General features: G+C 58.3%; 16 protein-coding genes. 6 read left to right on the forward strand and 10 right to left on the reverse strand.

Features of this window, described 5'->3' with window-relative positions; all coding sequences use genetic code 11:
• Positions 1-117: 117 nt before the first annotated feature.
• Genes lptD through apaH form a run of 6 tightly spaced genes read left to right on the forward strand, consistent with a single transcriptional unit; the run spans position 118 to position 6,853 of the window.
• Positions 118-2,478, forward strand: a complete 2,361-nt coding sequence (gene lptD / locus ET34_RS0100700) for an LPS assembly protein LptD (protein WP_031518627.1) — start codon at positions 118-120, stop codon at positions 2,476-2,478.
• A 50-nt stretch (positions 2,479-2,528) separates the two neighbouring features.
• Positions 2,529-3,815, forward strand: coding sequence for a peptidylprolyl isomerase SurA (gene surA, locus ET34_RS0100705; protein ID WP_031518629.1), 1,287 nt, complete (start codon positions 2,529-2,531; stop codon positions 3,813-3,815).
• Positions 3,815-4,804 carry a 4-hydroxythreonine-4-phosphate dehydrogenase PdxA gene (gene pdxA / locus ET34_RS0100710; protein ID WP_031518630.1) on the forward strand — a complete coding sequence of 330 codons (990 nt, stop codon included), beginning with the start codon at positions 3,815-3,817 and terminating at the stop codon, positions 4,802-4,804. Before surA ends, pdxA begins: the two co-directional genes overlap by 1 nt.
• On the forward strand, positions 4,801-5,622 hold the full coding sequence (gene rsmA, locus ET34_RS0100715) for a 16S rRNA (adenine(1518)-N(6)/adenine(1519)-N(6))-dimethyltransferase RsmA (protein WP_031518632.1): 822 nt from the start codon (positions 4,801-4,803) through the stop codon (positions 5,620-5,622). Before pdxA ends, rsmA begins: the two co-directional genes overlap by 4 nt.
• A gap of 3 nt (positions 5,623-5,625) precedes the next feature.
• A complete protein-coding gene (gene apaG, locus ET34_RS0100720) occupies positions 5,626-6,003 on the forward strand; it encodes a Co2+/Mg2+ efflux protein ApaG (RefSeq protein WP_031518634.1) in 378 nt (125 codons plus the stop codon).
• Between the two features lie 4 nt (positions 6,004-6,007).
• Complete coding sequence (apaH, locus tag ET34_RS0100725) at positions 6,008-6,853, forward strand: bis(5'-nucleosyl)-tetraphosphatase (symmetrical) ApaH (protein WP_031518636.1); 846 nt, start codon at positions 6,008-6,010, stop codon at positions 6,851-6,853.
• Positions 6,854-6,910: 57 nt separating this feature from the next.
• Here the strand turns inward: apaH and folA are convergent, their stop codons facing one another.
• From folA to fkpB, 10 genes are all read right to left on the reverse strand, one after another.
• Positions 6,911-7,390 (reverse strand): type 3 dihydrofolate reductase, encoded by a 480-nt coding sequence (folA, locus tag ET34_RS0100730; RefSeq protein WP_031518638.1) that lies wholly within the window; start codon positions 7,388-7,390, stop codon positions 6,911-6,913.
• Positions 7,391-7,556: 166 nt separating this feature from the next.
• On the reverse strand, positions 7,557-9,422 hold the full coding sequence (gene kefC / locus ET34_RS0100735) for a glutathione-regulated potassium-efflux system protein KefC (RefSeq protein ID WP_031518639.1): 1,866 nt from the start codon (positions 9,420-9,422) through the stop codon (positions 7,557-7,559).
• Entirely contained in the window at positions 9,415-9,945 is a 531-nt protein-coding gene (gene kefF / locus ET34_RS0100740; RefSeq protein WP_031518641.1) for a glutathione-regulated potassium-efflux system oxidoreductase KefF, read from the reverse strand. The genes kefC and kefF overlap by 8 nt, the downstream gene beginning before the upstream one ends.
• 132 nt (positions 9,946-10,077) lie before the next feature.
• Entirely contained in the window at positions 10,078-10,311 is a 234-nt protein-coding gene (locus tag ET34_RS0100745; protein WP_024550449.1) for a YgdI/YgdR family lipoprotein, read from the reverse strand.
• A 146-nt stretch (positions 10,312-10,457) separates the two neighbouring features.
• Positions 10,458-13,682, reverse strand: coding sequence for a carbamoyl-phosphate synthase large subunit (carB, locus tag ET34_RS0100750; protein ID WP_031518645.1), 3,225 nt, complete (start codon positions 13,680-13,682; stop codon positions 10,458-10,460).
• An 18-nt stretch (positions 13,683-13,700) separates the two neighbouring features.
• Positions 13,701-14,849: a glutamine-hydrolyzing carbamoyl-phosphate synthase small subunit gene (gene carA / locus ET34_RS0100755; RefSeq protein WP_031518647.1), complete on the reverse strand. Its 1,149-nt coding sequence runs from the start codon at positions 14,847-14,849 to the stop codon at positions 13,701-13,703.
• 465 nt (positions 14,850-15,314) lie between these two features.
• A complete protein-coding gene (gene dapB / locus ET34_RS0100760) occupies positions 15,315-16,136 on the reverse strand; it encodes a 4-hydroxy-tetrahydrodipicolinate reductase (protein ID WP_031518648.1) in 822 nt (273 codons plus the stop codon).
• Between the two features lie 166 nt (positions 16,137-16,302).
• Positions 16,303-17,217, reverse strand: a complete 915-nt coding sequence (gene rihC, locus ET34_RS0100765) for a ribonucleoside hydrolase RihC (RefSeq protein WP_031518650.1) — start codon at positions 17,215-17,217, stop codon at positions 16,303-16,305.
• A gap of 62 nt (positions 17,218-17,279) precedes the next feature.
• A complete protein-coding gene (gene ispH / locus ET34_RS0100770) occupies positions 17,280-18,230 on the reverse strand; it encodes a 4-hydroxy-3-methylbut-2-enyl diphosphate reductase (RefSeq protein ID WP_031518651.1) in 951 nt (316 codons plus the stop codon).
• A complete protein-coding gene (fkpB, locus tag ET34_RS0100775) occupies positions 18,211-18,681 on the reverse strand; it encodes an FKBP-type peptidyl-prolyl cis-trans isomerase (protein ID WP_031518653.1) in 471 nt (156 codons plus the stop codon). The genes ispH and fkpB overlap by 20 nt, the downstream gene beginning before the upstream one ends.
• Positions 18,682-18,699: the final 18 nt, after the last annotated feature.

The raw sequence follows: 18,699 nt of genomic DNA on the forward strand, positions 1-18,699 counted from the left end.
CTAACACACAAGGCTTAAAACGGGCAGGATTAACACTGGCGCTGTGGTGATGAGTAAGTTAGTCTCTGACCGTTTGCCGGCGCGACGCCACTGATGACGGAACAACGAATAACACGTATGAAAAAACGTATTCCCACCTTGCTGGCCACGATGATTGGCACAGCCCTGTATAGCCAACAAGGTCTGGCTGCCGATCTCGCCTCGCAGTGTATGCTCGGCGTTCCCAGTTACAATCGTCCTCTGGTAGAGGGCGAACCCAACAGCTTGCCCGTCACCATCAACGCCGATAATGCCAAAGGCAATTATCCGGACGATGCGGTGTTCTCCGGTAACGTCGATATTCAGCAGGGCAATAGCCGCCTGCTGGCCGACGAGGTACAGCTGCATCAGAAACAGGTGGAAGGCCAGGCGGAACCGGTGCGTACCGTGGATGCCCTCGGTAACGTCCACTACGACGATAATCAGGTGATCCTGAAAGGGCCAAAAGCCTGGTCGAACCTGAATACCAAAGATACTAACGTCTGGCAGGGCGACTACCAGATGGTGGGTCGTCAGGGCCGTGGTACGGCGGACGTCATGAAGCAGCGCGGTGAAAACCGCTACACCATTCTGGAAAACGGCACCTTTACCTCCTGCCTGCCCGGCTCCGACACCTGGAGCGTGGTGGGAAGCGAAGTGATTCAGGACCGCGAAGAGCAGGTTGCTGAAATCTGGAATGCGCGCTTCAAGCTTGGGCCAGTGCCCATCTTCTACAGCCCCTATCTGCAGCTGCCGATCGGCGATAAGCGCCGCTCCGGCTTCCTGATCCCGAATGCCAAGTACGGCTCGAAGAACGGTTTCGAGTTTACCCTGCCGTACTACTGGAACATCGCGCCAAACTTCGATGCCACCATCACTCCGCACTATATGGACAAGCGTGGCGGCATCATGTGGCAGAACGAATTCCGCTACCTGACCAAAGCCGGTCTCGGCCTGATGGAGTTCGACTACCTGCCGTCCGACCGCGTGTATAACAACGACTACGCGCAGGACGGCGACAGCCATCGCTGGATGTACTACTGGCAGCACAACGGCGTGATGGATCAGGTGTGGCGCTTCAACGTTGACTACACCAAAGTCAGCGACGAGCGCTACTTCAACGACTTCGACTCGGAGTACGGCACCAGTACAGATGGCTACGCGACGCAGAAATTCAGCGTCGGCTACGCGGTGCAAAACTTTGATGCCACCATCTCCACCCGTCAGTTCCAGGTGTTTGATACTCAGCGTAACCGCGACTCCTATCGCGCCGAGCCGCAGCTTGACGTCAATTTCTATCAGAACGATCTCGGTCCGTTTGATGCGCGCCTTTATACCCAGGCAGTGCACTTCACCAACGTGAACGAGAATCTGCCGGAAGCGACGCGTCTGCACATGGAGCCAACGCTGTCGCTGCCGCTCTCCAACCAATGGGGAAGCATCAACACCGAAGCGAAGCTGTACGCTACGCACTATGACCAGAAAAACCTCGAAGAGTACCGCGCGTATACCAACGACAGCGCTGCCGCGACGGCGCTGAAGGAGTCGGTTAACCGCGTAATGCCGCAGTTCAAAGTGGACGGCAAGATGGTCTTTGAGCGCGACGTGGACACGGTGGCGGGCTATACCCAGACGCTGGAGCCGCGCCTGCAGTACCTCTACGTGCCGTACCGTGACCAGAGCAACATCAACAACTATGACTCGTCGCTGTTGCAGTTTGATTACTCTGGCCTGTTCCGCGACCGCACCTACGGCGGTCTGGACCGTATCGCCTCAGCGAATCAGCTGACCTCCGGCGTGACTAGCCGTTTTTATGACGACGCGTCAGTTGAACGTTTTAACGTTTCCGTTGGTCAAATCTACTATTTCACCGAGTCCCGTACCGGTGATGACAACATCAACTGGGAAAAAGACAAGCAGACCGGGTCAGTGGTATGGGCCGGCGATACCATGTGGCGCATCAGCGATCGCTGGGGCTTACGCGGCGGCGTGCAGTACGACACGCGCCTCGATAACGTCGCCACCGGCAGCAGCGCCATTGAGTATCGTCGCGATGAGAACCGTCTGGTGCAGCTGAACTACCGTTACGCCAGCCCGGAATACATCCAGGCAACGCTGCCGCGTTATGCGTCGTCCGAGCAGTACAACAAGGGCATTTCGCAGGTCGGTGCGACCGCCAGCTGGCCGATTGTCGATCGCTGGTCGGTGGTGGGTGCGTATTATCACGACACCAACACCAATAAAGCGGCCGATCAGATGCTGGCCGTGCAGTACAACTCCTGCTGTTACGCGATCCGCGTCGGGTACGAGCGCAAGCTTAACGGCTGGGAAAATAATCAGAGCAAATATGATAACGTGTTCGGCTTCAACATTGAGCTGCGCGGCCTGAGCTCCAACTACGGCCTCGGCACCAATGAGATGTTGCGCTCGAACATTCTGCCGTACCAGAGCTCGCTGTAAGGCAGTCGATTTAAACAGTCCGCAATGCGGTTAATCAGAATGGAAATAGTATGAAGAACTGGAAAACGCTGCTTCTTGGTATCACGTTCGTGGTGAATACCGGTTTCGCTGCTCCGCAGGTTGTCGATAAAGTTGCAGCCGTGGTGAACAACGGTGTGGTGCTGGAAAGTGACGTTGATGGTTTGATGCAGTCTGTAAAGCTCAACGCGAGCGGTGCGGGTCAGCAGCTTCCGGATGACACCACGCTGCGCCATCAGATCCTTGAACGTCTGATCATGGATCAGATCCTGCTGCAGATGGGCCAGAAAATGGGCGTGCAGATCTCCGATCAGCAGCTGGATCAGGCGATCGCCAACATCGCGCGTCAGAACAATATGTCGATGGATCAGATGCGCAGCCGCCTGGCCTACGACGGTCTGAACTACAACACCTACCGCAGCCAGATCCGCAAAGAGATGCTGATCTCTGAAGTGCGTAACAACGAAGTGCGCCGTCGCGTCACTATCCTGCCTCAGGAAGTGGAGCAGCTGGCCGCCCAGGTGGGTAACCAGAATGACGCCAGCACCGAGCTGAACCTCAGCCACATTCTGATCGCGCTGCCGGAAAACCCCTCTTCCGCCCAGGTTGACGAGGCGGAAACCCAGGCGCGTAACGTTATCGACCAGGCGCGTAACGGCGGCGACTTCGGTAAGCTCGCTATCTCCTATTCTGCTGACCAGCAGGCGCTGAAAGGCGGCCAGATGGGCTGGGGACGTATTCAGGAGCTGCCGTCCATCTTTGCCCAGGCGCTGAGCACAGCGAAAAAAGGCGACATCATCGGTCCGATTCGTTCCGGCGTAGGCTTCCACATTCTGAAAGTGAACGACATGCGCGGCCAGACGCAGAACATTTCGGTGACCGAAGCGCACGCACGCCACATTCTGCTAAAGCCGTCTCCGATCATGACCGACGAGCAGGCACGGGTGAAAATCGAACAGATCGCCGCGGATATCCGAAGTGGAAAAACCACCTTTGAAGCCGCAGCGAAAGCCTTCTCTCAGGATCCAGGCTCTGCGAACCAGGGCGGCGATCTGGGTTGGGCTTCACCTGACATGTACGATCCGGCCTTCCGCGATGCGCTGATGAAGCTGAATAAAGGCCAGGTCAGCGCTCCGGTGCACTCCTCCTTTGGCTGGCACCTGATCCAGCTGCTGGATACCCGCAACGTCGATAAGACCGATGCAGCCCAGAAGGATCGCGCTTACCGCATGCTGTTCAACCGCAAATTCTCTGAAGAAGCGGCAACCTGGATGCAGGAACAGCGCGCCAGCGCCTACGTGAAAATCCTGAGCAATTGATGGTCACCACGCCGCGCATCATCATCACTCCCGGCGAACCTGCCGGGATTGGTCCGGATCTGGTGGTGCAGCTCGCGCAACGCGACTGGCCGGTAGAACTGGTAGTGTGTGCGGATGGTGCGCTGTTAACCGGGCGGGCTACCCTGCTCGGTCTGCCTCTCCAGCTTCTCCCCTATGATGCACAACGACCTGCTGCTTCACAGCGTGCGGGTACACTGACGCTGTTGCCGGTGCCACTGCATGCGCCGGTTACGCCGGGCGTGCTTGACGTGCGCAACGGGGAGTACGTGGTGGAGACGCTGGCACGCGCCTGCGACGGTGCGCTGTCCGGCGAGTTTGCCGCGCTGATCACCGGCCCGGTGCATAAGGGCATCATCAACGATGCCGGTATTCCGTTTACCGGTCATACCGAGTTTTTTGAAGCGCGTGCGCAGAGCGAAAAAGTCGTGATGATGCTGGCAACCGAAGAGTTGCGCGTTGCGCTGGCGACCACACATCTGCCGCTGAAAGCAGTTGCGGACGCCATTACACCAGCCTCACTGCGCCAGGTCATCACCATTCTTCATCACGATTTGCAGCATAAATTTGGTATCGCCGCACCCCATATTCTGGTGTGCGGCCTCAATCCCCATGCCGGCGAAGGCGGGCATATGGGAAGCGAAGAGATCGATACCATCATTCCGGTACTGGACGCGCTGCGCGCCACCGGCATGAACCTGAGCGGTCCGCTGCCGGCGGATACGCTGTTCCAGCCCAAATACCTTGACCACGCTGACGCGGTGCTTGCGATGTACCACGATCAGGGGCTGCCCGTGCTAAAATACCAGGGCTTTGGCCGGGCGGTGAATATTACCCTTGGCCTGCCCTTTATTCGCACCTCGGTTGACCACGGTACCGCGCTTGAACTCGCGGGACGCGGTACGGCCGATGTCGGCAGTTTTACTACGGCGCTTAATCTCGCCATTAAAATGATTGTTAATAGTCAATGAATAATCGAGTCCATCAGGGCCATCTCGCCCGTAAACGTTTCGGGCAAAACTTCCTTAACGATCAGTTCGTTATCGACAGCATTGTTGCCGCTATCAATCCGCAGAAGAATCAGGCGATGGTCGAAATCGGCCCGGGTCTGGGTGCCCTGACCGAGCCGGTCGGCGAGCGCCTCGATAAGCTGACGGTGATCGAGCTCGACCGCGATCTGGCCGCGCGTCTGCAGACCCACCCGTTCCTGGCCCCGAAGCTGACCATTTATCAGCAGGACGCCATGACCATGAACTTTGCCGAGCTGTCGGCTACCATCGGTCAGCCGCTGCGCGTATTCGGCAACCTGCCGTATAACATCTCTACGCCGCTGATGTTCCACCTCTTTAGCTATACTGATGCCATCGCCGATATGCACTTCATGCTGCAAAAAGAGGTGGTGAATCGTCTGGTTGCAGGCCCGAACAGTAAGGCGTATGGTCGTTTGAGCGTGATGGCGCAGTACTACTGCCAGGTTATTCCGGTGCTCGAAGTACCGCCGACCGCCTTCACGCCGCCGCCTAAAGTGGATTCTGCCGTGGTGCGTCTGGTGCCGCATACCACGCTGCCGCACCCGGTGAAAGATCTGCGTCTGCTGAGCCGCATTACCACCGAGGCGTTCAACCAGCGCCGCAAAACCGTTCGCAACAGCCTCGGCAATATGTTTAGCGTTGAAGAGCTGGACGCGATGGGCGTCGATCCGACGAAGCGTGCGGAAAACATCAGCGTCGCGCAGTACTGCCAGATGGCTAATCACTTAGCCGATCGTCAGGCCTCGAAGGAGAGCTAACCTATGTCAGAGTCGTCCCGCGTTTGCGTTCAGGTGCAGAGTTACTACGTCGAATCCCAGTCCTCGCCGGAGGAAGAACGTTTCGTCTTTGCGTATACCGTCACCATTCGTAATCTCGGGCGCACGCCTGTTCAGCTGCTGAGCCGCTACTGGCGGATCACCAACGGCAACGGACGGGAGACAGAAGTTCAGGGCGAGGGCGTCGTTGGCGTCCAGCCCCATATCGAACCGGGCAATGACTACCAGTACACCAGCGGCGCGGTAATCGAAACGCCGATGGGCACTATGGAAGGGCACTACGAGATGATCGATGCGCAGGGCAATGCCTTGCGCGTTGAGATCCCCGTTTTCCGCCTGGCCGTCCCAACACTTATTCACTGATACGATGTCTACATACCTGATCGGCGACATTCACGGTTGCTACGATGAACTGATTGCGCTGCTGGCGCAGGTCGATTTCTCTCCCGAGCGCGATACCCTGTGGCTGACCGGCGATCTCGTCGCCCGCGGCCCCGGTTCGCTGGAGGTGCTGCGCTACGTGCGCTCGCTGGGCGATGCGGTGCGCGTGGTGCTGGGTAATCACGACCTGCATCTGCTGGCGGTATTCGCCGGCATCAGCCGCAATAAGCCGAAAGATCGCTTAACCCCGCTACTGGAAGCGCCCGACGCCGACGAGCTGATCAACTGGCTGCGCCGTCAACCGCTGCTGCAGATCGACGAAGAGAAAAAGCTGGTGATGGCCCACGCGGGCATTACGCCGCAGTGGGATCTGGAGACCGCCCGCCTGTGCGCGCGCGATGTCGAAGCGGTGCTCTCCAGCGACAGCTACCCGTTCTTCCTCGACGCGATGTACGGCGACATGCCGAACAACTGGAGCGAGGAGCTGAGTGGCGTAGCGCGGCTGCGCTTTATCAGCAATGCGTTTACCCGCATGCGCTACTGCTTCCCGAATGGCCAGCTGGATATGTACTGCAAAGACGTGCCGGAAAACGCGCCTGCACCGCTCAAGCCCTGGTTCGCCATTCCCGGTCCGGTGGCGCAGGAGTACAACATCGCTTTCGGCCACTGGGCCTCGCTGGAAGGGAAAGGCGCGCCGGAAGGCATCTACGCGCTGGATACTGGCTGCTGCTGGGGTGGGGATCTCACCTGCCTGCGCTGGGAAGATAAAGCCTGGTTCGTGCAGCCCTCGAACCGGCAAAACGACGCGGATGACACCGCCGTCGCGTCATAAAAAAATCCCCTCGTTGAGGGGATTTTTGTTTTAGTTCGGCATCATCGATAAGCAAACTTAGCGGCGATCGAGGATCTCGAAGCAGTAGCTGTGGGAGTTCTTCTCATCGGCATCGTGAAACTCGCTGAAGGTAGATTCCCACTCATCCGGATCGTAATCCGGGAAGTGCGTATCCCCTTCCACTTCAGCATCAATATGCGTCAGGTAGAGGCGGTTCGCTTTCGGCAGGAACTGCTCGTACACGCGCCCGCCGCCAATCACCATCACCTCTTCCGCGCCCTCGCAGGCGGCCAGCGCCTCATCGACAGAGCGAACCCAGGTGACGCGATCGTCGCTGCCCGGATTACTGCTGATGATAATGTTCTGGCGCCCCGGCAGCGGACGGCCAATGGATTCCCAGGTCAGGCGACCCATAATCACAGGTTTATTCAGGGTGTTACGCTTGAACCAGGCGAGATCGGCAGGTAAATCCCACGGCATGGCATTTTCCATACCAATAACGCGATCTACCGCTAACGCCGCAATCAGACTGATCATTGAATACATCTCAGATGGTAAAAATTGCCGCCACTATACGGAAAGCGCAATCTTTCGTCGACGGGTGACCCGGCATGCTTACACAAATTTTTCAGTTCTGCTGAACGCGCCGAAAAGCGGTACGGCGGCGAACAGCAGAACCTTGCCTGAAAACAACGGGTTGCGATTATCGCCCCGGCGGCACCGCGTTCGGCTCATCGGCAGGATTGCCGGTGTGCTTCCCATCTTCGGTTCCCTGCCAGCCGTGACGCTGCACCACGGACAGGTGCGCCCGGTCTTCAGAGATAATTTCCGTCAGCATATCGCTGGTACGCTGGAAGGTCGCCGCCCGTGCATCGGTATCGGTTTCGCCGTCGGCCATCTCCTCCACCATTTGCAGATTATAGCGGCGGAACAGATCGGCCCGCTCGCGCGCTTCGTAGCGGCCCACCCCCAGCCCTTCCAGCGCCATGCGGCCCACCTTCAGCGCGCTTTCGAAGGTTTCACGCTCCGGGGCTTCCACGCCAGCCTGACGCAGACGGATGTAATGTTCGACGTCGCGGGCGCGAGCGATAATCTTCAGCCCCGGGAAGTGCGCCTTCGCCAGTTCGGTGAGCTGCAGGCTGGCATCGGCATCATCAATGGCGTTGATCAGCACGTCAGCGCGTGCCGCACCGGCGGACTCCAGCAAGTCCACACGCGTGGCATCGCCATAGAACACCTTCATGCCGAACTTACGCAGGGTTTCGATGTGGTCAGGATCGTGGTCGAGAACCACCATTTTCACGCCGCTGGAGAGCAGCAGACGACCGGCGATCTGGCCGAAACGTCCGAAGCCGGCGATGATCACCCGCGGCTGGTCTTCATCGATCTCATCCGCTTCACGCGCCTGCTGCGGTCGCGCCGCCTCAAGCCGTGCCAGCAGCACCAGCAACAGTGGCGTCGCGGCCATTGAGAGCGCCACCGCCAGGGTCAGCGCTTTCGACCATTCGTCGTCCAGTACGCCGGCGGTGTGCGCCGCGCCAAACACCACGAAGGCGAACTCACTGCCCTGCCCCAGCAGCGCGGCAAACAGTAGCCGCTGGGAACCAGGCACGCGCAGCGGACGGGCGATGAGCCACAGCACCAGCGTTTTAATCACCAGGAAACCGACCAGCAGGATCAGAATGCGCAGCGGGTTATGCCCCAGGGTGCCGAAGTCGATCGACATACCGACGCCAATAAAGAACAGCCCGAGCAGCAGCCCTTTGAACGGCTCGATGTCGCTCTCCAGCGCGTGACGGTATTCGGAGCTGGCGAGCAGTACCCCGGCGAGGAACGCGCCCATCGCCATCGACAGCCCGGCCTCTTCCAGCAGCAGGCCGAAGCCAAATACCAGAAACAGCGCCACGGCGCTGAACACTTCGCGCAGGCCAGAGCGCGCCACGAAACGCAGCGCCGGGCGGGCGACGAAGCGCCCCAGCACGATCACCAGCGCCAGTGCGCCCACCACTTTAAGCGCCGAGAGGCTGAACGCCCCCAGCGTAGTCGCCGCCCCGCTGGTCGCCAGCAGTGGGATCATCGCCACCAGCGGGATCGCCGCGATATCCTGGAACAGCAGCACGGAAAACGCGCTGCGCCCCATCGGGGTCACCATCAGATTGCGCTCGTTCATCGCCTGCATGGCAATGGCGGTAGACGACAATGCCAGCGTCAGGCCAATCAACAGCGCCACTTTCCAGCTCAGGCCGAGCGTGTAACAGAATGCCGCCAGCAGCAGGCCGCACAGCACCATCTGTAACGCCCCACCGCCAAATACCGAGGCGCGCAGCTTCCATAGCCGCTGCGGGTCGAGCTCCAGACCGATAATGAACAGCATCAGCACCACGCCGATCTCAGCAAAGTGCAGGATCGCATTGGCATCCGTCACCAGACGCAGCCCCCACGGCCCGATAATGCACCCGGCAATCAGGTAACCCAGTACTGAACCGAGACCCAGCCGCACCGCGATGGGCACCACCAGCGCCGCCGACCCGAGGTAGATCAGCGCCTGAATCAGGCTATGGCTATCCATGGTTTGCCTCCTGCCACGCCAGCAGGCGCTGCTTATAGTGTCGCGCCTGCGCGGTCAGCACTTCCTCGTCGCAGGTAAACGCATGGTGTGTGGTAAACGGCTCAAGCCAGTTCATCTCACAGTAGAGCGCGGTGGCCTGTAAAGGCTGACCAAGCACGGCGAAACCGGGGTGATCGCCAAGGGCAAAATGAGACTCACCGCCGCCGGTAGTGACGGCCCACAGCAGGCTTTTACCCTGCAGCGCCGTACCGCCGTGCCCGTAGGCCCAGCCGTGGGTGAGCACTTTGTCGATCCACAGTTTCAGCAGCGGCGGTACGCTGTACCACTGCATCGGATGCTGCCAGATGACCAGACTGGCGCGGCTGAGCGCCTCCTGTTCGGCGGCGACATCAATATCAAAATCGGGGTAAAGCTCGTATAAAGAACGGATTTCCACGCCAGAGAGACTCCCTGCATCCTCGATCATGCGCTTGTTAGCATGGGATCGCTGGGGCCAGGGATGTGCATAAATAATCAAAATCATGGTTAGCCTGCAGTGCTTATTATTTTCACTCTCCGAGTGTAGACAGATAAGCGCGGCGCTAACAGAGCATTATGCGGCGTTAAGAAGGGAATGAATAAAACCGCAGCAGCGGGCGCTGCTGCGGCGACAGACTTAGTTGTCCAGTTCGCTCATGGACTTCACTTCGTTCTGGTTGATCTGCTCGGTTTTGCCGGTTTCGGCATTTTCATAGGAGACCAGACCGGTATCGCTGTCCACTTCCGGCTTGCCGTCGGTCACGATGGTGCCGCCGTCAGAGGTTTTCACCGCCTGGTTAGAGGAACAGCCGCTGACGAACATCAGTGCAGAGGCGGCAAGAATCGGGGCGATCAGATATTTTTTCTGCATGGTTTTCTCCCTGCATGTCAGTGTATGTATCGCGTTAACACCTTAACTATAGTCGCCTGAGCGAAACGGAAAACCAGAAACAGAGGAGTCCTGGAAAAGCGACAAAAAAACCCGCCGTAGCGGGTTTGTTAGCAGCAGGCTGGCGATTATTTGCCGATCTGCGCGTGCATCTCCTGTACCGAGGTGACTTTTTCAGTCGCGTCGGCGTTGAGCGCCATTGCGGTAGCAAAGCCGCCGTTCAGGGTGGTGTCGTAGTGCACTTTGTACTGCAGCGCGCTGCGGCGGATCAGCTTGGAGTCCTCAATCGCCTGACGCCCGGCGGTGGTGTTGATGATGTAGGTGTACTCGCCATTCTTGATACGGTCCTGAATGTGCGGACGCCCTTCATGCACCTTGTTCACCAGACGCGGATTGATACCCGCTTCACCCAGCACGATGGCAGTGCCGTGGGTGGCGTCCAGCTCGAAGCCCTGTTTGAGCAGCTTCGCGGCCAGGTCCACCACGCGCTCTTTATCGCCTTCGCGCACCGAGAGCAGCGCACGGCCCGATTTTTTCATGGTGGAGTTGCTGCCGAGCTGCGCTTTGGCAAAGGCTTCTGCGAAGGTACGGCCCACGCCCATCACTTCACCGGTAGAGCGCATCTCTGGCCCCAGCAGCGGGTCCACGCCCGGGAACTTGTTGAACGGCAGCACCACTTCTTTCACCGAGTAGTACGGCGGGATAATCTCTTTGGTGACGCCCTGCTCAGCCAGCGATTTGCCTGCCATCACGCGCGCTGCCACTTTCGCCAGCGGCACGCCGGTGGCTTTAGAGACGAACGGCACGGTACGCGCTGCACGCGGGTTAACTTCAATCAGATAGACTTCGTTATCCTTCACCGCGAACTGCACGTTCATCAGACCGCGCACCTGCAGCTCCAGCGCCAGCTTCTGCACCTGCTGGCGCATCACATCCTGGATCTCCTGGCTCAGGGTGTAAGCCGGCAGCGAACAGGCCGAGTCGCCCGAGTGCACGCCCGCCTGCTCGATGTGCTCCATGATGCCGCCAATCAGCACCATTTCGCCGTCGCAGATGGCATCCACGTCCACTTCCACCGCATCGTCGAGGAAGCGGTCAAGCAGTACCGGCGCATCGTTGGAGACGCTGACCGCAGTCATAAAGTAGCGGCGCAGGTCCACTTCGTCATACACGATTTCCATCGCACGCCCGCCCAGCACGTAGGAGGGACGCACCACCAGCGGATAGCCAATCTGAGTCGCTTTCTCCACGGCCTGTTCGATGGCGGTCACGGTGGCGTTCGCCGGCTGCTTCAGCTTCAGGCGATCCACCGCCTGCTGGAAGCGCTCGCGGTCTTCCGCACGGTCGATGGCGTCCGGGCTGGTGCCGATAATCGGCACGCCGGCGGCTTCGAGGTCGCGGGCCAGCTTCAGCGGCGTCTGGCCGCCGTACTGAACGATGACGCCTTTCGGCTTCTCAACGCGGACGATTTCCAGCACGTCCTCCAGGGTGACCGGCTCAAAGTAGAGGCGGTCAGAGGTGTCGTAGTCGGTAGAGACGGTTTCCGGGTTGCAGTTGACCATGATGGTTTCATAACCATCCTCACGCAGCGCCAGCGAGGCGTGTACGCAGCAGTAGTCGAACTCAATCCCCTGGCCGATACGGTTTGGCCCGCCGCCCAGCACCATAATTTTGTCGCGACCTTCGGTCGGATTGGCTTCGCACTCTTCCTCATAGGTGGAGTACATATAAGCGGTGTCGGTTGCGAACTCGGCGGCGCAGGTGTCCACACGCTTGTAAACCGGATGCAGATTGTACTGGTCGCGCAGCTTGCGGACTTCCGCCTCGCGCACGCCAGCAAGCTTCGCCAGACGCGCATCGGCAAAGCCTTTACGTTTCAGGGTCCACAGGAAGTCGGCGTCCAGGCCGGTGATGCCCACTTCCGCCACCTTCTCTTCCAGACGCACCAGTTCTTCAATCTGCACCAGGAACCAGCGGTCGATGTTGGTCAGGTTGAACACGCCGTCAACCGACAGGCCGGCGCGGAAAGCATCAGCGATGTACCAGATACGCTCGGCACCCGCGTCTTTCAGCTCGCGGCGAATTTTGGTCAGCGCTTCCGGGTCATCAAGGCTCACTTTCGGGTCAAACCCGGTCGCGCCTACTTCGAGGCCACGCAGCGCTTTCTGCATGGACTCCTGCTGGGTGCGGCCAATAGCCATCACTTCGCCCACCGACTTCATCTGGGTGGTCAGGCGGTCGTTAGCACCTGCGAATTTTTCAAAGTTGAAGCGTGGGATCTTGGTGACAACGTAGTCGATTGACGGCTCGAACGATGCCGGGGTACGGCCGCCGGTGATGTCGTTCATCAGCTCGTCGAGGGTATAACCTACTGCCAGTTTCGCCGCCACTTTGGCAATCGGGAAACCGGTGGCTTTGGAGGCCAGCGCCGAGGAGCGGGAGACGCGCGGGTTCATCTCGATAACAATCAGACGACCGTTTTTCGGGTTCACCGCAAACTGCACGTTGGAGCCACCGGTTTCCACGCCGATTTCACGCAGTACCGCCATTGAGGCGTTACGCATGATCTGGTACTCCTTGTCGGTCAGCGTCTGAGCTGGCGCGACGGTGATGGAGTCACCGGTATGGATGCCCATAGCATCGAAGTTTTCAATTGAGCAGACGATGATGCAGTTGTCGTTTTTGTCACGCACCACTTCCATCTCGTACTCTTTCCAGCCGATCAGCGACTCGTCAATCAGCAGCTCTTTGGTTGGTGAGAGATCCAGACCGCGGGCGCAAATTTCTTCGAACTCTTCGCGGTTGTAAGCGATGCCGCCGCCGGTGCCGCCCATCGTAAAGGAAGGACGAATAATGCACGGATAGCCGACGTCGGCCGCCACCGCCAGCGCTTCATCCATGGTGTGCGCGATGCCGGAGCGGGCGGTGTCGAGACCGATTTTCTTCATCGCTACGTCAAAGCGGCGACGGTCTTCGGCTTTATCAATCGCATCGGCGGTCGCGCCAATCATGGTCACGCCGAACTCGGCCAGCACGCCCTGACGCTCCAGCTCCAGCGCGCAGTTCAGCGCCGTCTGGCCGCCCATGGTCGGCAGTACCGCGTCCGGCCGCTCTTTTTCGATGATTTTGCGTACCACTTCCCAGTGGATTGGCTCGATGTAGGTGGCATCAGCCATTTCCGGGTCAGTCATGATGGTTGCCGGGTTAGAGTTCACCAGGACAACGCGGTAACCCTCTTCACGCAGGGCTTTACAGGCCTGGGCGCCGGAGTAGTCGAACTCGCACGCCTGGCCGATAACGATCGGGCCTGCGCCAAGGATCAGGATGCTTTTAATGTCGGTACGTTTTGGCATGGCTTCTTTCTCTCCTGATTACTTAGCGGCTTTGCGGTACTGCTCGATTAATTCAATAAAGTGGTCAAACAGCGGTGCGGCATCGTGCGGACCCGGGCTGGCTTCCGGGTGGCCCTGGAAGCTGAAGGCTGGCTTATCGGTGCGATGAATGCCCTGCAGCGTGCCGTCGAACAGCGATTTGTGGGTGACGCGCAGGTTAGCCGGCATCGTCGCTTCATCCACCGCAAAACCGTGGTTCTGGGCGGTGATCATTACGGTATCGTTGTCGATATCTTTAACCGGGTGGTTACCGCCGTGATGGCCGAACTTCATCTTCACGGTGTTCGCACCGCTGGCCAGCGCCAGCAGCTGATGACCGAGGCAGATGCCGAACACCGGCACGTCGGTATTCAGAAACGCCTTAATGGCGTCGATAGCGTAATCGCAGGGTGCCGGGTCGCCAGGGCCGTTGGAGAGGAAGATGCCGTCCGGATTCAGTTTCAGCACGTCTTCAGCCGGGGTCTGCGCAGGCACGACGGTCAGGCGACAGCCGCGATCCACCAGCATACGCAGAATGTTGCGCTTCACGCCGTAGTCGTAAGCCACCACGTGATAAGGAAGTTCGCTCCCGGATTTGGCTTCCGGCAGCTCGTCTGCCAGCGTCCAGCTCCCCTGGGTCCAGCTGTAGGATTCTGCGGTTGACACCTCTTTCGCAAGGTCCATTCCGTTCAGGCCGGGGAACGCTTTGGCTTTTTCCAGCGCCAGCGCTGCATCCAGGTTGTCGCCCGCGATGATGCAGCCGTTCTGCGCCCCTTTCTCACGCAGCAGGCGGGTCAGCTTGCGGGTATCGATATCGGCAATGGCCACGATGTTGTGACGCTTGAGGTATGAAGAGAGGTCTTCGGTGTTGCGGTAGTTGCTGGCAATCAGCGGCAGGTCGCGAATAACGAGGCCTTGCGCGTGTACCTGGGAAGACTCTGCATCGGCCTCATTAGTGCCAACATTTCCGATATGGGGATAAGTAAGGGTAACAATCTGGCGGGAGTAGGAAGGATCAGTGAGGATTTCTTGATAACCGGTCATTGAAGTATTGAAAACGACTTCCCCAACCGCCGTGCCCGAGGCCCCAATGGCCCGACCATGAAACTGGGTTCCGTCTTCCAGAACCAATAGCGCTGACTTAATCAAAACATCCTCCAAAGAATATTCACTCACTTTATTTGCATACTAATTCATTTGATGACCATGAATCAATGCAAATAAGCAACCCTGCGAATTTCGGGTAAACGGCGGCATTCTAGAGAGAACACGGATTGATGTCCAGATTTAACGCGGGTTTTTATTATCTTTTTACGGCTCTTATTCGATAATCAGCGCCTGAACGCTAAAAACACAAGCCTTAAAGGGGAGGTAAACGCTTGCCAGCCTGGTTAATCTCACTGATGCGAGCGAAACGCTAAAAAAGTGGACCAGTTGGTAAAATTTTACATAATTGTGACATTAACCGGGGTGATAAATTAAGATTTTAAGGTGTTAGATATGAAAATTAAATGTAAGCCACAAAAAAATACAAATAAAAAAGGGCAATAAAATATTGCCCTGACAATCAAAGCATTACGATTGTAATAACCACATCACGATGGGTAATACGGATTACAGCGCATTCAGATCCAGCACATCACGCATATCAAAAAGCCCACTTTTCTTCGCTTTCAGCCACAAAGCCGATCTAACCGCGCCATTAGCAAATGTCATGCGGCTGGAGGCTTTATGGGTAATCTCAATGCGCTCGCCGATATCGGCAAACATAGCGGTATGTTCCCCGACAATGTCGCCGGCGCGAACGGTAGCGAACCCAATGGTGCCTGGCTCGCGCTCGCCGGTATAGCCTTCCCGGGCGTAGACTGCGCAGCTCTTAAGATCTTTATCCAGCGCCTGAGCAATGGCTTCACCCATCGCCAGTGCGGTACCGGAAGGCGCATCCACTTTATGACGGTGATGCGCTTCGATAATTTCGATATCGGTGTAGTCGCCCATTACTTTTGCCGCCTTCTCCAGCAGCTTGAGCATGACGTTAACCCCGACGCTAAAGTTCGCGGCGAAGACCACCGGAATGTCGACTGAGGCATCCTGAATCGCCTGCTTGCCGGCATCATCAAAGCCGGTCGTGCCGATAACCATGCCTTTGCTATGCTGGCGGCAAAATGCCAGATGGTGCAGTGTCCCTTCCGGACGCGTGAAATCGATGAACACATCAAAATCGTCTTTAATCTTCTCAAGGCTGCTTTGCACCGTCACCCCGGTATGCCCGGCTCCCGCCAGCTCACCGGCGTCTGCTCCCAGCAACGAAGAGCCTTCGCGTTCCAGCGCAGCACCCAGCGCCACGCCGTCCATTGCCAGTGCTGCCTGAATCAACTGACGCCCCATGCGCCCGCCCGCTCCCGCGATAGCGACGCGGATCTGTCCATCTTGCATAGTCATACTCTTTAATTAATGAATTGCTTAGAAATCGTTCTCAGGTTACCCAGCCTGCCCTCAGGCCGCCAGCCGAAAACGCCGATGATAAGAAATTTATGACAAACGCAGAGGAATATCAGTAAAAGCCTTTTAAGGCCTACTTTCAGAAAGGTTACTATCCAGTTCAGGGGCAGTCTTTCACCATCTGCGCCACCCATTCCCGGAAGCCCTCTACGTCGATGTCCATTGCCACTCTGGCATTGGCAGGTTTGCCGAGGCGGTGATCGAGATCGACCACCGTGGCACCGGCGGTGTATTCGCCCTGGGTTTCCACCGCCACGAAGCAGTGCTGCAGGGTAAAGAGTTCCGGCTTTACCAGATATGCAATGGCGCAGAGATCGTGCATGCGCAGCCCGGTGCTCATGCTGCCGCCGCGATAGTGGCTGAACAGCGCGTGCAGCATACGGCCACTGGCGTTAAGCGCGGGCAGCGTGCGGATAAACTCTGGGGTCAGCACCGCTTTGTGAGTAACGTCCAGACCGCACATCACGATATCCAGACCGCTGCGGAACACGCATGCTGCAGCGTCAGGATCGATGGCCATGTTGAATTCCGCGCTGGGCGTAAAGTTTCCCCGCCCCGCCGAGCCACCCATCAGCACCAGCTGGCGAATATTAAAAGCGCACTCCGGGTAGTGGGTCAGCAGCAACGCGATATTGGTTAACGGGCCGATGGCTACCAGCGTGACTGGCTCCGGGCTGGTCATCAGCAGGTCGCGCATCGCCTGGAAAGCGGGCGTGGTCAGCACCTGGCGCTGATGCGCAATAAAGTCGTAACCGTCGAGCCCCGATTTACCGTGGACGCTGACGGCATCGCGCAACGGACGCAGCAGCGAAGTTGCTGCTCCCTGAGCCACTGGCACGTCCGACTGCCAGAAGTGCAGCAGCTGTAAGGCATTGCGGGTGGTTTTCTCCAGCGAGACGTTACCTGCCACCGTGGTAACCAGACGCAGATCGAGCTGCGGTGAAAACAGCGCCGCGGCGAGCGCGACTGCATCGTCAATACCGGGATCGGTATCCAAAATAATTGGCAGCTCCATACGTGCTCCAAAAAAAATGCCAGACGGTAGTCTGGCATCTTCGCACATTTACGGCACCGCGTTTAGCTCACTTCGCGGGCGTCGATGCGCAGCTCTTTCGGCACTTCAAAAACAATATTCTCTTCGCGGCCTTCAAGCTGCAGCGCGTCGCCGCCGCCAAGCTCCTTCAGGCGAGCCAGCACGTTTTGCACCAGCACGTCCGGCGCGGAGGCACCCGCCGTAACACCGACGCAGGCGGCGCCTTTCACCCAGGCTTCCTGAATATCCGAGGCATCATCAATCAGGAAGGCGGCTTTCCCCATACGCTGGGCCAGTTCGGCGAGGCGATTGGAGTTGGAGGAGTTTTTCGAACCGACCACCAGCACCACGTCAGCCTGCTCGGCCAGCGCGCGCACCGCTTCCTGGCGGTTAGTGGTGGCATAGCAGATGTCGTCTTTGCGCGGGCCGACGATCTGCGGAAAACGGCTGCGCAGGGCGTCGATGACGTCAGAGGTATCATCCACCGAGAGCGTGGTCTGGGTCATGAAGGAGAGCTTGCCTTCATTTTTCACATCAAGCTTCCAGACATCATCCGGCGACTCAACCAGGTACATGCCCCCTTCCGGGTTGCTGTACTGGCCCATAGTGCCTTCCACTTCCGGGTGACCGGCGTGGCCGATAAGGATCGACTCCTCGCCGCGGCGGCTGGCGCGCGCCACTTCCATATGCACCTTGGTTACCAGTGGGCAGGTGGCGTCGAACACCGTCAGATCGCGGCTTTTCGCTTCATTGCGCACCGCCTGGGATACGCCGTGCGCAGAGAAGATCAGGATCGCACCATCCGGCACTTCGCTAATCTGCTCGATGAAGATCGCCCCGCGCTCGCGCAGGCTATCCACCACGTAGCGGTTGTGCACCACTTCGTGACGCACGTAAATCGGCGCACCGTAAATCGCCAGCGCATTTTCAACAATGCTGATAGCGCGGTCCACGCCTGCGCAGAAGCCGCGCGGGTTAGCCAACAGGATCTGCATTGGACTCCTCCAGCGCCGGATCGATATCCAGCACCTCAATATCAAAATGGATGGTCTGCCCGGCCAGCGGATGGTTGAAGTCTACGGTGATAGAGTCGCCGTTAACTTCCCGGATCACGCCAGGCATTTCGCTGCCGTCCATAGCGGTAAACAGCATAATCGCGCCGATATCCGGCTCGCCCGCATCAATAAACTCACGGCGGGAAAAGTACTGGATTAAATCCGGGCTGGCTACGCCAAACGCCGCGTCCGGCTCCAGTGAAAACGCTTTTTTCTCCCCGACGCGCAGGCCCAGCAGCTGCTGCTCCAGCCCTTCGGACAGCGAGGTATCGCCAAGGCGAAACAGCGCCGGCTTACCGTTGTTGCGGGTTGACTCTGCGGTCGAGCCATCTTCAAGCTTCAGCGTGAAGTGGACCAGCACCGCGCTGTTACTCTGTACAGATTTAGACATGCAGGTTAGCTCGTGAGT

The sequence above is a fragment of the Siccibacter colletis genome (assembly GCF_000696575.1).
Taxonomy (GTDB): Bacteria; Pseudomonadota; Gammaproteobacteria; order Enterobacterales; family Enterobacteriaceae; genus Siccibacter; species Siccibacter colletis.

Bases quoted from the DNA above. Each gene is read 5' to 3' on its own strand.
- lptD (WP_031518627.1), top strand. From the start codon at position 118: ATGAAAAAACGTATTCCCACCTTGCTGGCCACGATGATTGGCACAGCC.
- surA (WP_031518629.1), top strand. From the start codon at position 2,529: ATGAAGAACTGGAAAACGCTGCTTCTTGGTATCACGTTCGTGGTGAAT.
- pdxA (WP_031518630.1), top strand. From the start codon at position 3,815: ATGGTCACCACGCCGCGCATCATCATCACTCCCGGCGAACCTGCCGGG.
- rsmA (WP_031518632.1), top strand. From the start codon at position 4,801: ATGAATAATCGAGTCCATCAGGGCCATCTCGCCCGTAAACGTTTCGGG.
- apaG (WP_031518634.1), top strand. From the start codon at position 5,626: ATGTCAGAGTCGTCCCGCGTTTGCGTTCAGGTGCAGAGTTACTACGTC.
- apaH (WP_031518636.1), top strand. From the start codon at position 6,008: ATGTCTACATACCTGATCGGCGACATTCACGGTTGCTACGATGAACTG.
- folA (WP_031518638.1), bottom strand. From the start codon at position 7,390: ATGATCAGTCTGATTGCGGCGTTAGCGGTAGATCGCGTTATTGGTATG.
- kefC (WP_031518639.1), bottom strand. From the start codon at position 9,422: ATGGATAGCCATAGCCTGATTCAGGCGCTGATCTACCTCGGGTCGGCG.
- kefF (WP_031518641.1), bottom strand. From the start codon at position 9,945: ATGATTTTGATTATTTATGCACATCCCTGGCCCCAGCGATCCCATGCT.
- ET34_RS0100745 (WP_024550449.1), bottom strand. From the start codon at position 10,311: ATGCAGAAAAAATATCTGATCGCCCCGATTCTTGCCGCCTCTGCACTG.
- carB (WP_031518645.1), bottom strand. From the start codon at position 13,682: ATGCCAAAACGTACCGACATTAAAAGCATCCTGATCCTTGGCGCAGGC.
- dapB (WP_031518648.1), bottom strand. From the start codon at position 16,136: ATGCAAGATGGACAGATCCGCGTCGCTATCGCGGGAGCGGGCGGGCGC.
- rihC (WP_031518650.1), bottom strand. From the start codon at position 17,217: ATGGAGCTGCCAATTATTTTGGATACCGATCCCGGTATTGACGATGCA.
- ispH (WP_031518651.1), bottom strand. From the start codon at position 18,230: ATGCAGATCCTGTTGGCTAACCCGCGCGGCTTCTGCGCAGGCGTGGAC.
- fkpB (WP_031518653.1), bottom strand. From the start codon at position 18,681: ATGTCTAAATCTGTACAGAGTAACAGCGCGGTGCTGGTCCACTTCACG.